The sequence below is a fragment of the Ferruginibacter sp. genome, assembly GCF_031391665.1.
Classification (GTDB): Bacteria; Bacteroidota; Bacteroidia; order Chitinophagales; family Chitinophagaceae; genus Ferruginibacter.
In genome coordinates this window covers 1-15,491 of sequence record NZ_JANMUN010000231.1, presented here as the reverse complement: position 1 = coordinate 15,491, position 15,491 = coordinate 1, and the positions used below count along the sequence as shown (strand labels likewise).

Sequence of the window (15,491 nt, the reverse complement as noted above, 5' to 3'; positions counted from 1 at the left end):
AGGGGGTAATATTTTAGATATTTCAAGACATTTTAAAATCTCATTTTACAAATATGAAAATTATTATAAAATATATGGTTAGCAATCCTTGTATTGTGATTGTAAAGGAAGAGTTGAGAAAACTTGGGTATGATTACGTGAGTGTAAAATTAGGAGAAGCTGAAATAAGTGAAAATATTACAAATGAGCAGATTGAAGAAATTAAATTTGCTCTAAATAAATTTGGCCTTGTAGTAATTGAAGATAAAAAAAAGCTGCTGGTAGAAAAAGTGAAAAATATAATAATTGAAATGGTTCATTACGAGGAAGAGATGCCCAAGATAAAATTTTCGTATTATATCAGCCAAAAATTAAATTACAATTATACTTACCTGGCCAATCTTTTTTCTCAAACTGAAGGAATAACTATTGAAAGTTTTATCCTTTCTCATAAAATAGAAAAAGCAAAGGAATTAATTGTTTACAATGAATTAACCCTGACAGAAATTGCTTCAAAGCTTGATTACAGCAGTATTGCACACTTTTCTAACCAGTTTAAAAAAATTACGGGTTTAAGAGCTTCAGATTTTAAATCAATGAAAGAAAAAATCAGGATACCACTTGAGCATGTATAGCCATAATTTACTATCAATCATTACGTACAGCTAATGTGTTTTGTTTAATGCATTTGGAAACATAATGGCAATTAAAACGCAGATCAGCAGAAAATTATATTCCACACCATTTCTTCCGCCGCCAACTACAAACCAGCCTTCGGGGTAATGCACCATTATAATACCGGCAATTAAAATAAAAATGGTAATAAAGCCTGCCCATTTTATAAACTTATTCAGCAGTAAAAGAACGGCACTTGCCACATGCGATAATTTAATGGCCCACGCAATGTATACACCCAATGGATTAAAGCCTTTTGCATTCAAATAAAAATTACCAAAGTCGTTAATGCCATTATTAAACATACCGGGTATGCTGTGCGATAAAAGAATAATGGCCACGGCCAGCCGGAGTATAAAATTATTGTCTAGTATTTTCATTTTTGCAAAACGGTTTTATAATAACTGAAATTGTATTTACAATGCTGCTTTCTTTACTGTGTTTGCTAAAGTTAAATAATAAGCAGTAAAGTTTTAACTTGGTATAAAAAAAGCCGCCTCATTTATTCATGAGGCGGCTTTCTATTTATTTTAAAAATAAAATTTATTTTGTAAAACTCTCCTGCAAAATATTTCCATCGGTGTGTACAACCAAACGGTACATACCAGCGGCTAAATTACCAATAGCGATATTGTTAATCATAAGCGTTCTTGCTGTAGTTTTCAAAACTACTTTTCCTGTGTTATCAATAATTGCAACTGCTGCCTGCTTATTAGCAGGTAAACCAGTTATTACATACCGCAATATGCCATTTGATACTGGGTTGTTACTTATTGACAGGGTTGCTGTGGCTGTTTTAAAGTTTATCTTAATTACATTCGAATAAACTATTTTACCATCAACATCAATCATTTTTAAGCGATAAATACCATAGCCTTTACTATTATCTAACGGTAAATCTGTAAAAGTGTAGGCAGTTGCAGCATTTAATTTTTTAGCTGCAACGGTACCTTTACTAATCCATTTTCCTGGTTCAGTACCCTGTTGTTCTATTTCATACTGCTGCAGGTTTAATTCTTCTGTACTTTCCCAAACAAGCACTACATTATTATTTTTTTTGTAACCATTAAAATAACTAAGCTTAACCGGTAGTACCTGGTTGCCCAGCTGTGCCCTTATTTCTCCACCCGGGAAAGAAGCGTTATGAATATTTACATAAGCAAAACCAAAAATCATGGCATCTGCAAAAGTGGTTGAAACCGCAGCACCTCCGTTAACACTTCCGGCTGTAGCAAGTGTAGGGGAAAGGCTTACTACCACGGGGCCATTAGATCCGGCGGCGCCATTATGAATATGTGCTGCTGAAGCATTGGCAGCTAGTCCGCTAAAATTACCGGTTAAAAAAACTTCACTGGTCACCCTGTCTAATAATACTGTTACACTACCTGTAGCAGTAGACGCATTGGAAGGAATTTCCTGTGCACCTGTTAAATTACCTGTTAGATAATAGGTTTGTGTGCCGGGTGATGTTGTAGTGAGCTGTCCTCTTATTTCTCCTCCGGGAAAACTTGCATTGTGTACATTAACATACATTAAACCACTTAATAAATCTACTTCCTGTGGTGCCGTTAAAGTTACGCTGGCAGTTAAAGCACCAGACGTGCCGCCGGTATTAGTTACGGTAAATAATACACCTGCATTTGCACCAACTGCTGCCGGGCCGTGAATATGCGAAGCAGAAATAGCTGCAGTTATATTTTGATAATCTCCCTTTAACTCCAATGATTTTACTGCTTTGTTGTACCGCACTATAATTGTACCAGTAGCCGTAGAGCCATTAGCAGGAACTTCCTGGCTGCCCTGTAAATTTGCTTTTAAATAAACCAGGTCTTGTTCAGGAATAAGTTGCCCCCTTATTTCGCCGCCGGGATAAGTTCCCGAGTGAATATTAATATAAGTATTGCCGGCAATCATTTGTGTTTGATCACCCGGTGATATTGGAATTGCAACATGAATAGTGCCCTGAGTAGCTGCGGTAAAACTAATACCAAAAATAACCGGACCGCTAATGTTTGCAGCTGCTGAATGAATATGAGCAGCAGTTGCGGCTGTTGTTAATCCTGTAAAACTGCCAGTCATGTAAACCATACCGGTAGTTTTATCTAACAAAAGTTTTGCATTGCCCGTAGCAGGCGATCCATTAGGTGGTACTTCCTGTGCACCTTGTATTCTTGCCGTTAAATAATCTGTTTGCCCGGCGGTTGTAGTAGTAAGCTGTCCTCTTATTTCTCCTCCGGGAAAAGCGGCACTGTGTACATTTATATACATGTTGCCTGCCAGTAAATCTGTTTCCTGCCCGGCCGTTAAAGTTGCTGTTAAAAATAATGTTCCCGTAGATCCGCCGCTATTGGAAACTGTAAAAAGAACGCCGGCATTTACACCGGGAGCTGCAGGGCCATGAATGTGTGAAGCGGAAATAGCGGCTGAAAGTGCCTGGTAATCGCCATATAATTCTAAAAATTTTGTTGCCGCATCGTATTTTACAATGGCAACACCGTTTGCAGTGGAGCCATTAGACGGTACTTCCTGCGCAGCATCTATGGTAGCTTTTAAATAAGATATTTGCGATTGGGCAGCAATTACAAATAACAGGTAAAACAAAAAGGTAGTAATTTTTTTCATGGTAATTGTGTTTTGTTGTGTTTGTTATTGAATATTAAGAAGAAGTTTGATAAAATTAAAGTAAGGTTATTAATAGTAAATAAATGGTAGCTTTATTACTACAAAATAAAAGTGGGTTTGTTTTAAAATTTTGAAAAATAACTTTGAAAAGTATACATACTAAAAATATAAAGTGATTAAATTTTTACCCTTATAAAATATTTTTGGTGAAAAAAATCCCCACTTTATTCTTAAACTGATGCAAAACAGGCATATCTAAAACGGCTCTATTGGATTTTGCCGAATGGATACTCCGTAATTTTGTTTTGGATTAAACCGTCTTAATGTTCTACCCTCAAACAGTATGCCATCTAAAAAATGGCTGAAAATTAGCAGCCAGATATCGCTTTAATAGATTCAAATTTTGTACACCCGCCACAGTTACAGAATTTCACTTTTATTTTTTTATGATTCTGTTCCCATTTTACTCAAAAAAATAAAAATGATTTTTAGTTGAAGTGGTGCAATATGAGCTAATGTTGATTGGTAAAGATAGTATGAAGCTGGTGTTAGCGTCTATCTGCAGGCAAATCCTGATAGATGATGCAAAGGATATTGCATAAGTATGGAGTTATATTCCGGACATGAAGTAAAGCAATATTTGTACTGCCCGCTTTTTAAATACAAATTTTTTTGTACTGCTGCAGTAAACAAATATTTATATGAAATAATTTTTTCTTAAAAAACACTTAATTCAATTTTAATACTTTTTGTGTAATACTGCCGGTAATTGTTTTAATTTTTACAAGATACACACCTGCAGCACTATTAGATAGGCCCGGCAATTGTATCAAATTTTCTCCTGCAACAATATTTATTGTAGCAGTAGTAATCAGTTTGCCCTGCATATTCCAAACAGCTATTGGTGCGGTTTCATTTACAGTACCTTTTACAGAAAGCCATAGTTCGCCGTGTGTTGGATTGGGGAATACAGATGACGCCAACTTGTTTCCGTTATTATTTTGTAAAACAATGGTGTTACTGTATTTAGTTCTGCCATCAATTGCGGTTACTTTTATCCTGAAATAAATAACCGCAGCATTTATTTTACTCAATGCATGTGATAAATTGTAATCCGCAAATGCTGTTTCGTTACTTGCAGGTAAAGTTGCAAGTTGTAAAAAATTACGGCCATCTAAACTGTATTCAACTGCAAAGTTTGCAGCTTCATTATTATTTGATGCCTGCCAGCTAAATTCTGCAACTCCATTTAATTGGGCTGCTTTAAAATTGGTGAGGTTAACATTCATTACCCTGCACACACTATCAAAAAATATTTTTACAGAATCTCTTGAATAATAGGCACAGGCAACATTTAATTGCTGTGCTACAAAATAAGTTCCCGGGGCATCCACATTTATTGTAATGCCGGTATTGGTGCCAACAATATTTCCATCGGGTGTACTCCAGGTATAGGTTGATGTTGGGCTTGGGTTAATTACGCTGATTGGTGTTATGGGGAAAGTGTTGCAAAAATAAAGCAGGTTAGTAAATGCATCAACCGGCGGAAAATCGAACATGCTGAATGGGGCAATAAAATCTTTTAATTCCGATGTAAACGAAGTGGAAGACCTTGATTTTATTAATACCCTTCTAAAAGGGGTACCGCATGGATTATTACTGTAGCTGGCCGGGTCGATACCGAGTTTAGAAAGGTTTACAGAAAATTCCATAAACTGCCCCGGTATATAATCCGGTACAACACTGTTATCCTGCCTTACTAAAGCAAAGGGACCGGCCCATGTACTGCCAGATGATTGCAAGCCGGTATAAAAATTACCAGATGTTTTTGGTAAAATGCTGGCGTAACCATAAACTGCCGATGGACCATCTCCATCAAACTTACCACCCCAGTTAAAGTTAACCGGAGTAGTTAATAACGCATTTTTATGAACCCAAATTCTTGCCTCAATAAGCGTTAAGGAAGAACTGCTGAACTCGGCACTAAAAATAATATCACCGGCCGTAACCACATTTCCAGCAGCATTAAATTGCCAGGCTGTGTGCCCGGCGGTTGGGCCATAGCCACTAAACGTTCTTGTTGTACGGTTGTAAACGATGTTTGTCTGGTATAATTCAAAATCGAAGTAGCGGTTACCGCTAGTATTTTCAATAGAAATACCACCAAACATCCAAAGCGAATCTGTAACACCGGGCCCATCTCTTCTTACATGTGTAAACCCATCAAGTATATCATTTTTATCGGGAATATTTTGTGCTATCGGGCACGACCATATTGCAGGGCTCATACCATTTTTATTACTGCCCGATGCAAATACGGTTGAATCATCTCCATGAAAGTCGCGGTGAAAAATAGCATCAATAGCCAGTTTATTTTGCAGTACACTGTAAAATGCAGGTTTCATCAGCCTGGAAAAAGACAGCATTCTGCTGGCAGGATTGCTGGTGTAATTGGCAACTATACCTGCGGCACCGGCAGTATCAATAATAAATTGGCCGGCTGCTAACTTATTATTTTTAAACCAGTCATCGCTGGTGGATATAACATTGCCAGTAAAATAACCGGTACGTAATTCTGCATCTACACCAAAATTGGCTTTTACTGCAGGTATTGTTATTTGAGCCGCTAAGGAATTAATAAAAGTTGAGATTACAAGCAGGAGTATATTTGTTTTCATAGATTTCCCAATTTAAATAAACTTAGAGGTACGGATTTGGATAAATTGTTTAGATACTAACGATGGCATCTATAACTTAAACTTAAAGTTAGATTAATTATTCCCCAAAAAACTACTCGATTTTTATGTAATTTCCCTCGTAAAACTACTTTAATGTGAAGTATAATAAACGTAAAATAATTTTATAGTGAGTTTTTGCAGTAATTATAAAACTGATGATTAAAGTATGGTGAAGTTTGCAGGTTTTTTTTTGCAATTTATGCATTGTTTTTTTTGAAAAAGGTTACTTTAAATCCAAACCTTTTGTACACCAGTCATTCAGTTTTCGCCGGTCATCATAATAAAACAGATTTTAAAAAATATCCTGATTCGATAATGGCAGACAGAAAGTTTATTTTGCAATAAAATTATTAAGGCTCATGCAGCAAAATGGCACCACCAATATAATGGCTGATACAATGAAAGCTGTTTTTAAATCCATTTTATTAAAGCATGGATTTGAAAATGATAAAGCCGAAACTTGTGCTGCAATATTTACTGCCAATAGTGTAGATGGCATTTATACTCATGGCGTAAACCGTTTCCCCCGCTTTATAGAATACATTCAAAAAGGGTATGTAGATAAAGACGCTATCCTGTCACTGCAAAATAAATGCGGCGGCATACAGCAATGGAATGGTAACATGGGCCCGGGCATATTAAATGCTATTCATGCTACCGGTATTGCAACAGCACTTGCCAATGAATTTGGTATTGGTTGCGTGGCATTATCCAACACTAATCACTGGATGAGGGGAGGCACTTATGGCTGGCAGGCCGCCAAAGCAGGTTATGTATTTATTGGCTGGACAAATACCACAGCATTGATGCCGGCATGGGGTGCAAAAGATGCAAGGCTTGGCAATAATCCTTTGGTAATAGCAATACCTTATAAAGATGAAGCGATTGTTTTAGATATGGCTATGTCGCAATATTCTTTTGGTGCAATGGAACAATCGGCTATCAAACAGGAATCGTTATCAGTATTTGGCGGTTTTGATACAGCAGGAGAATTAACCAAAGACCCATCAGCCATCATACAATCGAAAAGGCCATTGCCCATTGGTTATTGGAAAGGTGCCGGTTTATCTTTGTTACTGGATCTGCTTGCGGCCATTTTATCCGGCGGTTTGGCTACACATCAAATTAAAAATAAGAAAGCCGAGGCTGGGTTGTCGCAGGTATTTATCGCTATTGATATTTCCAAACTCGGCAACTCATCAGCTATCGCCGGTATAATTGAAAATATTATTAACGACTATAAACAATCTGTACCTGCAGGTGAAAAAGATACCATAACATGGCCCGGCGAAAGGGTGCTAGCGGCAAGGGAAAAAAATTTAGCCAATGGCATACCGGTAGTTACCGGCATTTGGCAACAAATTTTACAATTACAGTAAAGAAATATACAGTGTAAAAAATATTGTTGTTCTTTCGATGGCGGTTTGTGGTTGGGTAATAATAGCAAATAAAAACGAACCACTTTTTAGTAAGAACACCCTAGGCGGTGGAGACATTTATCGAAGTTGTGGGTATTGAGTTTTTTAGCAGCAATTTCACTTCGTCTGTATCTTATTAGTTCCTCAAGGGTTAGCCAATAATTTTTATTATTGTTCCAAAAATCAGTCTTAATTGCCAAAACATTTTTTAAAAGGTCACCTTCAAAAAAATCACCTTCTGCAAATAAATCAATTCTCAAAACTTCAAGAGCCAAAGGAATTAAATAGTGCAAACCAATTTCTTGTCCAATCATTATTCTTAGGTCTTCGGTTGTAAAATTGTCCAAAGGAAGTTTTCTAAGATCGTGGCAACGTGTTACTAAATGGCTGTCATAGTCTGGTTTACCCCAAAAATCTTTTTCCAGATTTTCAAGAGTCTTTTGTCGCCAATTGTTTTCAAGTTTCATTTTGCATTTGTAAATTTTTATGCATTACAATTTGCAACAAATTTTTCAGCATCATCTGGGGTTAAAATTATTTTTTTGTTGTTCAACATTTCAACTAAAACTATCTTGTCTTTACGTGTTGCATACCACGTCATAGTGCCAAGTTTTGCATTTGCAAATTTTCCAAAATAACCGAAAAACCCGCCCACTCCAAAAACCCGAACAGACCAACTTAGTTTTTCTTTATCCAGCAATTGCACACTTTTAATTTTGCTCCGCTCAATTTTTACGTCCGAAAAAAGCCTGTGCACAATAAGGGTGTCATTAGTAAGGCTGTACTTAATTGGCCTGAAAGCAAAAGCAAGAAAATAAAATATCAATAAACCAACTGTTGTATAAATTGGTGTTGCAATTCCTGACGAATCTTTAATTATGGAATATTGCCCAATAATGATAGCGGCAATTAATACTGTAATACCAATTGTAATCACTTTGGCCACATTCCCCAAAGATGCTTTGTATGTCACAGTTGAAGCTTTTTTAAAATTATTATGAAATTTCCCAAATCTATAGAAATTATCAAATAAAAAGCTAAAATATTTCTTTTCAATTTTCATTTTTTATAAAAGTTTCTAACCTGTGGTAAACATGCAACAAAAATTAAAGGAATAGAAAATAGCATGTAAAAAGTTTGCAGCCAACCAACTCCCTGTATATAAATTGTTTCCACCTGTATCCAGATGATAAGTGCAAAAGCCACATAAATACTAAACGACCAGGCCCAATGCATATCCTTAAAAAAATTGAAACGTTCTGCAAATAAAGAGCGGGATTTTTTTAGCAAAGCAAATATTAGTAAGACAGGGATAACACCCAAAACAACAAATAAAATAATACCAGGAATCAAAAAATCATGGAAAGGCGAACGTTCCAAAATTGACAAAGGAAGGCCCCCAAGTAATTTTCCCGAAGGAGAAATTATTAATGCACCGCCACCGCCGATTGCACTTAACCCGAGAAAGGCTAATAAGAACAAATGGATATTTCTCGCCGTTCTTGATTTCATAAATATTAATTTATAAGTCTGTAAATGATGCCGCAAACTATGATGATAAAAAAGGCTGTATAAATTTGCTTATTGTACTTTGCCAGCCATTCAGGCAGATAAATATCAAAGTTGTCTTTGTTAGAATCAGAAAATTTACGGGCCATAATTGTGAGCGGACACATTTTGTTGAAAACCAGCAGTACAATGCCTTCCAATATAATCAGCCCAATCCCTATCCAAACAAATTTGCCAATTTTGTTGGTGATTACTGCATAAGCCATGTAAAATAATACCACGTTGAAAAAAATACAAATGATAGTGTGAATTATTTTAATCCCGGCTAGTTTTGACATGCCAGTTTTTTCGGTTTGAAAATGATGATGGTTAATATACCCCAGACAGTAATAAGAAATCCCAAATAGTTTACAACGTTTTTGTCTGCAATGTCTGCTGTAAATGCAATATCAATTGTAGAGTGAAAAACGGCACATATCAAAATGCTTTCTCTCGATGAGTTATACAGCCAGGTTAATAAAATACTGCCTGTTAATAAACTAAAGATCCAACCAAAGATAGCTCCACTGCTCATCGTAATATAGCTAGGTCTGTAAAAAAATAAAGGCAAATGCCACAATGCCCAAAATATGGTAAGACCGATGCTTGCAGTTAGCGCATTCATTTTATTTTGAAGACGTGGTAATGCAAACCCACGCCAGCCAACTTCTTCACCAAAACCAAAAAAGAAAAGATTGTAAATAAAAAATGTAAAGAGGCTGAATTGAGGAAACTCTTTTATATGCAGCAATTCGGTAAAATCAATGGGTGTTTTGTTTATAAAATAACTTATGAGTATAGCTATCACAGTAAGGATGAAAGGACTTAGTAATGCAATCGCTAAATATAGCAATGGTTTAATTTTAAAACATTTTGCGATAAGATTTTTTATGCCTTCTTTTTTAAGAAAAATCCAAGTTGTAATGAATGAAGCAATTAAAGGCCCCAATGCACCAACAGCGTGTTGAAAGGGCAGGGCCGGTAAATTACTCAACCCGAAAATATGACCGTACAATGGCAGCCAGATTATCCAGGAGATTAAATAAGTAAGTCCAAAATATGTAACTAATTGTTTCATGTATTCATTTTTCTTTGGCAGTAAATTCATTAAATAATTTTTGCTATTTTTAGTATTGCAATTCCTGCATTTAAAAGTTTATTTAATTTGCTGCCACCTGTTATACAAACCTTAAAAAAATAGAGTGAGTGGTGATTTAGAAAGTTGAGTTTACATTATCTATAATCAGTAACATTGTACTCAATACTTTTTAAAGTAAATTTTCCATACACAAATTCCCCATCAGGATAATGCCACACAGTTTCTCCATATTCCATAATCTTTATCCCTCCAATTGGAGTATAGTTTTTTACAGGAGTGCTAAAACGATATTGCTTCATTTCGCCAATTGCATACCTGTCATCAGAAATAAAATTGATTAGTTGTCCCTGCTCATTAAAATAAAGTGTTGCAGTTATTTTATTTATCCCGTTTGTAAATGTTGCATTTGCAGATAAACTGTCAATAGCAGTCCATTCAATTCGTTTGTCTATTAATGCAGCAGGCGCCATCAGACACATATCATTAAATACTGTTACAGTTTCGGCTTTGTTCATTTCTGTGCCTTTTACATTTACTACATTAAACAAGCCTAACAATTTTATCTGCATGGTTGCAGTTTCATTTTGGTAGCGATGATAACCTGGCACTGTAGTTTCATACATTTTAGCTTTCATAAAAAATAACCTTGCTGGTTTATCAAAAAAATTATATTGAACTGAAGTGAATTTAAAAAAATCTTTTCCTTTCTCCCTCATTTCGCCATCAAATACAACTTTCATATTTTTCACTTTCGATTTATTAACTGCACCCGTATAGCGAATATATTTTTGAACAGGCATAGGTAGAGAAGCAATATCTGCTTCTCTCAATAAATCATTATTATAAAAATCAGTTTGAGCAATATGTTTTTTTACATCTGCTTTAAACTCCATCTCAAAATGATCAATTGCCCAAGATGCAATGCCAACAAAAAGAATAATAATATTCAGGATGGTTCCAAACTTTGCATCTTTCCAAACGGTTATAATGAGGATTTGTGAAATAACCGCAGCAACAATGGCGATATATGGCCAACTTTCTTTTTTAAGCAAGAATAAAAGGGTAGCTGCGATAAAAAGTATTGCAGCAAACAACCAAAGTAAACCGTTGGGTTTTGAAATATCTTTTATTAATTGTGTTATGTTGCCAAAACCGTAAGCCTTTGCAAAGCCCATAAAATGTATAAGCCCATGAATAAGCATAATAAAGGCAAAGAAATATTTAAGCATAAATTTGTTTGAAGTATTTTTTATGTTCTGATGAACTGCTCAACCGAACGCCGCAGTGTAACAGGCTCAGGATAATTTTTTAAATACCCTGTTCGTAAAATAAATTGAACAGGTTCGTTAATGCCAACGGAATTATTTAATAGTTGGTTGGTAGATGCTTCTTCAATTATCTGCGTCATAGGGTGAATGGCAATATTTCTTTCCCGAATTTTTAAGAAAAGCCGTTGCATTTGTTTGCCTGTTTCCAATAGTGTCGCTACAGAATTATCTTTGCTTGTAATCAGCAACCAGCCTGCAGATTGCGATACCTGCTTTACCACTTTATCAATACTCTGTTCTCTAAAACTTTTTTTCATCACATTTTCTTTACCATAAAAATTTCGTAAATACCAACCGGGTATGCCTTCTATTTCCATTCCGGCTAAAGTCAATCCATCTAAATGTTCTGCCGCATCTTTACTGGAGAACCTTATCCAGTTGGCTAATTCACTTTGTGCCGCATCTCTGTACGCTTGTATCCTGTTGGCTTCAATTGTTTGTTCATTCAGCCATTGGTGTTCTTTTGAGGTATTAGGAATGTAGTGGATGAAATCAGTTTCTTCGTTAATTAAATAGGAGCTGTCTTCTTTTTTAATTACATCGCTTAAATAGTTTGAGCGTACAGTACGGCGATGTTTTATTTGCTCAATATCATACGTAATAATTTTTGTTGCTTTTGTAAGTTTTACATCAATTATGTTTTCATCCTGGTTAGTTGTTGCTGTAATATCAAACTGGCAGTTATAACCAAGATTTCCTGCAGCATACTCCAGGTTTTGCAAAAATGCACCGATTGAAAGAATAGTTTCTCTTTGTGCAGGATCTACCCCGGGCAGCCAACGGCTTTTATCATTGCCAATTATCCAATGATAAGGTTCGATATATTTTACAAACCAGGGTTGTGTATTGTGGCCGCTGGGGGCAAGAGAAGCTAAAAATAATATTTCCCTTTCATCGGGTTGCAGAGGAGTTTTTGTAGTTTCTTTTTGTTTAGTGTCTGCTCTTACAAAATTATTTTTATCACTCCGTTGGTAATAAGTTACTCCACCAATTATGATTGAACTTCCGGCAATGGCTAAAAATTTCCCTCTTGTCATTACTTACTTTTTGCAAAAGTATGTTCACCATTCTCATGTACAGGCAACTGAAATCAGCATCCGGTATGAAGTTGGTCACTATTACTTTTAAAGATGTTATCAAAAGAGCTTTGCGATTGATCAAAGTTTGTCTCGCAAATTGAAGCTAGAAATAAATAGCAGGGTACTCCGTAAACCAGTCAACTTATGACCCGTCCTGAAAAAAGTTGACTGGTTACTAATAAAAATCCTGTTATTGGTTTACTAAGATAAAACATCCTGAATAAGGTTGATTAAAAAAGTTTTTTGTTGAGCCGGGGCAAAAAATATTTTTGTAGCCGCTATAGCTAAAGAAAATATTTTTTTGTGCGCCGGCCGTTTAGGTTGATTGCATATTGGCTTTGTTTTTTGAGTTGTTTTGATAATAGTTTTTCCATCTTCTTATTTGCGGCCCCTGTTGCAGGTGAACTTCATGCGGTATCTGCCAGTTAAGACTGCTGTGGCGGCGTTTGTAATTGTAAATGGTAATGCATCGGGTAATATGTATGGAAGCATTATCGATGTTATCATACTGCCTGCTGATGAGTTCTGTTTTTAAAATACCATTTACTCTTTCCGCAATAGCATTTTCATAGGGGTCCCCGTTTTGTGTCATGCTGATGTGAGCATTGTGTTGTTGTAACAATTGTACATAAGCAGTACTGCAATATTGTATACCCCTGTCGCTGTGATGTATTACAATAGTATCGGCAGGTTTTTGCGCCAACGCTTTTCTTAATGCAAGAGTAGTGCTGCTAACCTTCATATCATCACTAATATGGAAGCCAACGATCTTTCTGGAATAAGCATCGGTTATCAAAAATAAATACGCAAACCTGTTTTTAAGCGGTATGTAGGTAATGTCGGCCACCCATAGTTCATGAGCTTTAAGTGGCGTAAAATCCTTTACCAGGTTGGGATACCTGCGAAAGTGATGTTTGCTGTTGGTGGTGTGCACACTTCGTTTTACCCGTCTTACTAAAAGCTTATTTCTCCTCAGTAAATCAAAAAAAATATCTCTTCCAATAGTGATCTGATGTTGCTTTAAAAAAGGTTGCAGCATAATAAAAAGTTTACGGCCGCCACATCGTGGCTGATATTTACGTATGAGATCAATCTGTTGCAGAATCAACACTTCATTAGATAACTGCACGACGTTTCGGTGTTGTTTTTTGTGATAAGCCTGTGGCGAATAACCCAATAGCCGGCAAATCCGTTGTACACTAATGTACGGAGTTACCTTTTTTACTTCTCGGACTGTTGGGTGCCAGGCTTTTTTCTGATAGAGATGTTGAGTTGTTTTTCAGCCACCGTAATTAAGGTATCCAGCACAATCACTTTAAGTTGCTGGTCTTCCAATTGTTTTTCCAGTGCTGCAATTTTTTGCAGCAACTCTTCATTGGTCTCTTGGCCTGCTGCTGATTTTTTAGGCGAACTTTTCATGCTGCTGTTGGAATAAGATTCTTGCTTTTGAGTAGGGGGCAAATTATGAATTCCCTGGTGAATCTGTACCCATTTGCAAATCGTGGTTCGGCTGATGCCATACCTGGCGGCCAATTTTCTAAAGCCGCAGCCTTGTGTTAAATACTCCTGAATGATCTGTGTTTTTAAGTCCATTTTGGTTGATTTTGTAGTCAACCTATTTCAGGACGAGACACAATTAGCTGAAGTTTGTTTGTCCAGCCACACTTGCGCAAAACCCAATGTTGTACGTAGTTTATCACGGAGACTTCCTTATTATCTATGTTAAAAGTTAATCTAAAATCTGTGTCCCAAACGTTGTAGTCTTAGAAAAATACGTTTTGTATCGTTGTCAAATGGTTGGATTAAATAACCACCAGAAACTTCTCTTATTAGATAACTTGTCACTCTTTTGGGTCGAATATCTCTGTCATATTTCAAGAATATTGTGTCAAACAATGGCTGGTTTGAAAATGTGCCTGAATAGTATTCTTCACTTTTTACGCTGTCATTATTTAAAATCGTGTAATGGAATTTATTGTCTTTTGTCAGTGCAAATTGATAACTATGTATAGTGTCTTCATTCCATGCTAATAGAGAAATGTTCTGATAACTTATTTTCTTTTTCAGTAATGAAGATTTGCTTGATCCGCAAGCTGTCAACAGAACCAAAGGCAAAAAGAAAAATATGGAAGAGTAATGGGTCATATAAATTACGTACAACGAACAGGGCTTTGTGCAGATTGGGAAATAGAATTCCGTCTGCCCGGAACCGCTGCTGATTGAAAGTATAAAGTTGAAGTTAAGAACAAAAGTTCAGCGATGTACGTCCTGCCCGAACAAAAGCCAAATAGAATTACAAATACTCATTGTTATTCCGTCTGCCCAACTTGCACAAAACCCCATGTTGTGTGCAGTGCTGGGTAGTCAAACGAAACTTTAATTTAATTATTAATTTATAAAAAACGAAAAATGAAAATTGTAGTAAACAAATGTTTTGGCGGTTTCTCTTTATCAGAACTTGCTGTAAAAAGAATGGCAGAATTAAATAACAAACCTTGTTATTTTTTCAAATCAGAATTTAAAGACAATAAAATTTTTCACATCCCAATAGATATAAAAGATTGTGAAAAAAGTTTGTTCTTTTCAGCATATACTGTTGAAAACCCTGATGAATATACTTCTAATAGTAAAAACTGGCATACAATGACTGATGCCGAAAAATCAGAACAGAATAAAAAGTATGATGAAATAAGTCTTTCTACAAGACCCGAAGACCGAACAGACAAAATACTTATTCAAGTTATCGAAGAACTTGGTAAAGATGCAGATGGTAGTTGTGCTTCATTGTCTATTATTGAAATACCTGATGATGTTGATTGGCAAATTGATGAATATGATGGCTTAGAAAGTGTCCACGAAAAGCACAGGTCATGGTAGGCATTGCACACAACGGTAGCGGCTTGCTGATGGGCTGGATTCTGTGTTACGTCCGCCCAGTGCTGAACCTGGTTAAATAAATTGATCTTAAAATTATACCTGAGCTAAGTTTAAAAACGGTCGCACCA

General features: G+C 36.0%; 15 protein-coding genes. 3 read left to right on the top strand and 12 right to left on the bottom strand.

What is annotated here, in order from left to right:
- The first annotated feature begins 53 nt into the window (after positions 1 to 53).
- Entirely contained in the window at positions 54 to 614 is a 561-nt protein-coding gene (locus ACY651_RS17335) for a helix-turn-helix domain-containing protein (RefSeq protein ID WP_462254757.1), read from the top strand.
- Between the two features lie 30 nt (positions 615 to 644).
- On the opposite strand, the gene ACY651_RS17330 is transcribed toward ACY651_RS17335, so the two are convergent.
- The 3 genes from ACY651_RS17330 to ACY651_RS17320 all read right to left on the bottom strand — a co-directional run bounded on the left by ACY651_RS17330 (position 645) and on the right by ACY651_RS17320 (position 5,954).
- A complete protein-coding gene (locus tag ACY651_RS17330) occupies positions 645 to 1,034 on the bottom strand; it encodes a DoxX family protein (RefSeq protein ID WP_462254756.1) in 390 nt (129 codons plus the stop codon).
- Between the two features lie 163 nt (positions 1,035 to 1,197).
- Positions 1,198 to 3,276 (bottom strand): CHRD domain-containing protein, encoded by a 2,079-nt coding sequence (locus ACY651_RS17325; protein WP_462254755.1) that lies wholly within the window; start codon positions 3,274 to 3,276, stop codon positions 1,198 to 1,200.
- A gap of 728 nt (positions 3,277 to 4,004) precedes the next feature.
- A complete protein-coding gene (locus ACY651_RS17320; RefSeq protein WP_462254754.1) occupies positions 4,005 to 5,954 on the bottom strand; it encodes a T9SS type A sorting domain-containing protein in 1,950 nt (649 codons plus the stop codon).
- A gap of 419 nt (positions 5,955 to 6,373) precedes the next feature.
- On the opposite strand from ACY651_RS17320, the gene yiaK reads away from it, so the two are divergent.
- On the top strand, positions 6,374 to 7,393 hold the full coding sequence (gene yiaK, locus ACY651_RS17315; protein WP_462254753.1) for a 3-dehydro-L-gulonate 2-dehydrogenase: 1,020 nt from the start codon (positions 6,374 to 6,376) through the stop codon (positions 7,391 to 7,393).
- Between the two features lie 86 nt (positions 7,394 to 7,479).
- Here the strand turns inward: yiaK and ACY651_RS17310 are convergent, their stop codons facing one another.
- The 9 genes from ACY651_RS17310 to ACY651_RS17270 form a co-directional block, all read right to left on the bottom strand.
- Positions 7,480 to 7,899, bottom strand: coding sequence for a contact-dependent growth inhibition system immunity protein (locus tag ACY651_RS17310; RefSeq protein ID WP_462254752.1), 420 nt, complete (start codon positions 7,897 to 7,899; stop codon positions 7,480 to 7,482).
- A 17-nt stretch (positions 7,900 to 7,916) separates the two neighbouring features.
- Positions 7,917 to 8,405, bottom strand: coding sequence for a PH domain-containing protein (locus ACY651_RS17305; RefSeq protein ID WP_462254751.1), 489 nt, complete (start codon positions 8,403 to 8,405; stop codon positions 7,917 to 7,919).
- Positions 8,406 to 8,491: 86 nt separating this feature from the next.
- Entirely contained in the window at positions 8,492 to 8,944 is a 453-nt protein-coding gene (locus tag ACY651_RS17300) for a hypothetical protein (protein ID WP_462254750.1), read from the bottom strand.
- Positions 8,945 to 8,949: 5 nt separating this feature from the next.
- Entirely contained in the window at positions 8,950 to 9,279 is a 330-nt protein-coding gene (locus ACY651_RS17295; protein WP_462254749.1) for a hypothetical protein, read from the bottom strand.
- Positions 9,267 to 10,058 (bottom strand): CPBP family glutamic-type intramembrane protease, encoded by a 792-nt coding sequence (locus tag ACY651_RS17290; RefSeq protein ID WP_462254748.1) that lies wholly within the window; start codon positions 10,056 to 10,058, stop codon positions 9,267 to 9,269. The genes ACY651_RS17295 and ACY651_RS17290 overlap by 13 nt, the downstream gene beginning before the upstream one ends.
- Positions 10,059 to 10,213: 155 nt before the next feature.
- Positions 10,214 to 11,308 carry a DUF6544 family protein gene (locus ACY651_RS17285; RefSeq protein WP_462254747.1) on the bottom strand — a complete coding sequence of 365 codons (1,095 nt, stop codon included), beginning with the start codon at positions 11,306 to 11,308 and terminating at the stop codon, positions 10,214 to 10,216.
- Between the two features lie 20 nt (positions 11,309 to 11,328).
- Positions 11,329 to 12,444, bottom strand: coding sequence for an Acg family FMN-binding oxidoreductase (locus tag ACY651_RS17280; protein ID WP_462254746.1), 1,116 nt, complete (start codon positions 12,442 to 12,444; stop codon positions 11,329 to 11,331).
- A gap of 358 nt (positions 12,445 to 12,802) precedes the next feature.
- The gene (locus ACY651_RS17275) at positions 12,803 to 13,663 is read right to left on the bottom strand and encodes an IS3 family transposase (RefSeq protein WP_462254745.1); all 861 of its coding nucleotides are present in this window, start codon (positions 13,661 to 13,663) and stop codon (positions 12,803 to 12,805) included.
- Positions 13,664 to 13,707: 44 nt separating this feature from the next.
- Positions 13,708 to 14,079: a transposase gene (locus ACY651_RS17270; RefSeq protein WP_462254744.1), complete on the bottom strand. Its 372-nt coding sequence runs from the start codon at positions 14,077 to 14,079 to the stop codon at positions 13,708 to 13,710.
- Positions 14,080 to 14,895: 816 nt separating this feature from the next.
- On the opposite strand from ACY651_RS17270, the gene ACY651_RS17265 reads away from it, so the two are divergent.
- A complete protein-coding gene (locus ACY651_RS17265) occupies positions 14,896 to 15,363 on the top strand; it encodes a hypothetical protein (protein ID WP_462254743.1) in 468 nt (155 codons plus the stop codon).
- Positions 15,364 to 15,491 lie beyond the last annotated feature (128 nt).

Bases quoted from the DNA above. Each gene is read 5' to 3' on its own strand.
- ACY651_RS17335 (WP_462254757.1), top strand. From the start codon at position 54: ATGAAAATTATTATAAAATATATGGTTAGCAATCCTTGTATTGTGATT.
- ACY651_RS17330 (WP_462254756.1), bottom strand. From the start codon at position 1,034: ATGAAAATACTAGACAATAATTTTATACTCCGGCTGGCCGTGGCCATT.
- ACY651_RS17325 (WP_462254755.1), bottom strand. From the start codon at position 3,276: ATGAAAAAAATTACTACCTTTTTGTTTTACCTGTTATTTGTAATTGCT.
- ACY651_RS17320 (WP_462254754.1), bottom strand. From the start codon at position 5,954: ATGAAAACAAATATACTCCTGCTTGTAATCTCAACTTTTATTAATTCC.
- yiaK (WP_462254753.1), top strand. From the start codon at position 6,374: ATGCAGCAAAATGGCACCACCAATATAATGGCTGATACAATGAAAGCT.
- ACY651_RS17310 (WP_462254752.1), bottom strand. From the start codon at position 7,899: ATGAAACTTGAAAACAATTGGCGACAAAAGACTCTTGAAAATCTGGAA.
- ACY651_RS17300 (WP_462254750.1), bottom strand. From the start codon at position 8,944: ATGAAATCAAGAACGGCGAGAAATATCCATTTGTTCTTATTAGCCTTT.
- ACY651_RS17295 (WP_462254749.1), bottom strand. From the start codon at position 9,279: ATGTCAAAACTAGCCGGGATTAAAATAATTCACACTATCATTTGTATT.
- ACY651_RS17290 (WP_462254748.1), bottom strand. From the start codon at position 10,058: ATGAAACAATTAGTTACATATTTTGGACTTACTTATTTAATCTCCTGG.
- ACY651_RS17285 (WP_462254747.1), bottom strand. From the start codon at position 11,308: ATGCTTAAATATTTCTTTGCCTTTATTATGCTTATTCATGGGCTTATA.
- ACY651_RS17280 (WP_462254746.1), bottom strand. From the start codon at position 12,444: ATGACAAGAGGGAAATTTTTAGCCATTGCCGGAAGTTCAATCATAATT.
- ACY651_RS17270 (WP_462254744.1), bottom strand. From the start codon at position 14,079: ATGGACTTAAAAACACAGATCATTCAGGAGTATTTAACACAAGGCTGC.
- ACY651_RS17265 (WP_462254743.1), top strand. From the start codon at position 14,896: ATGAAAATTGTAGTAAACAAATGTTTTGGCGGTTTCTCTTTATCAGAA.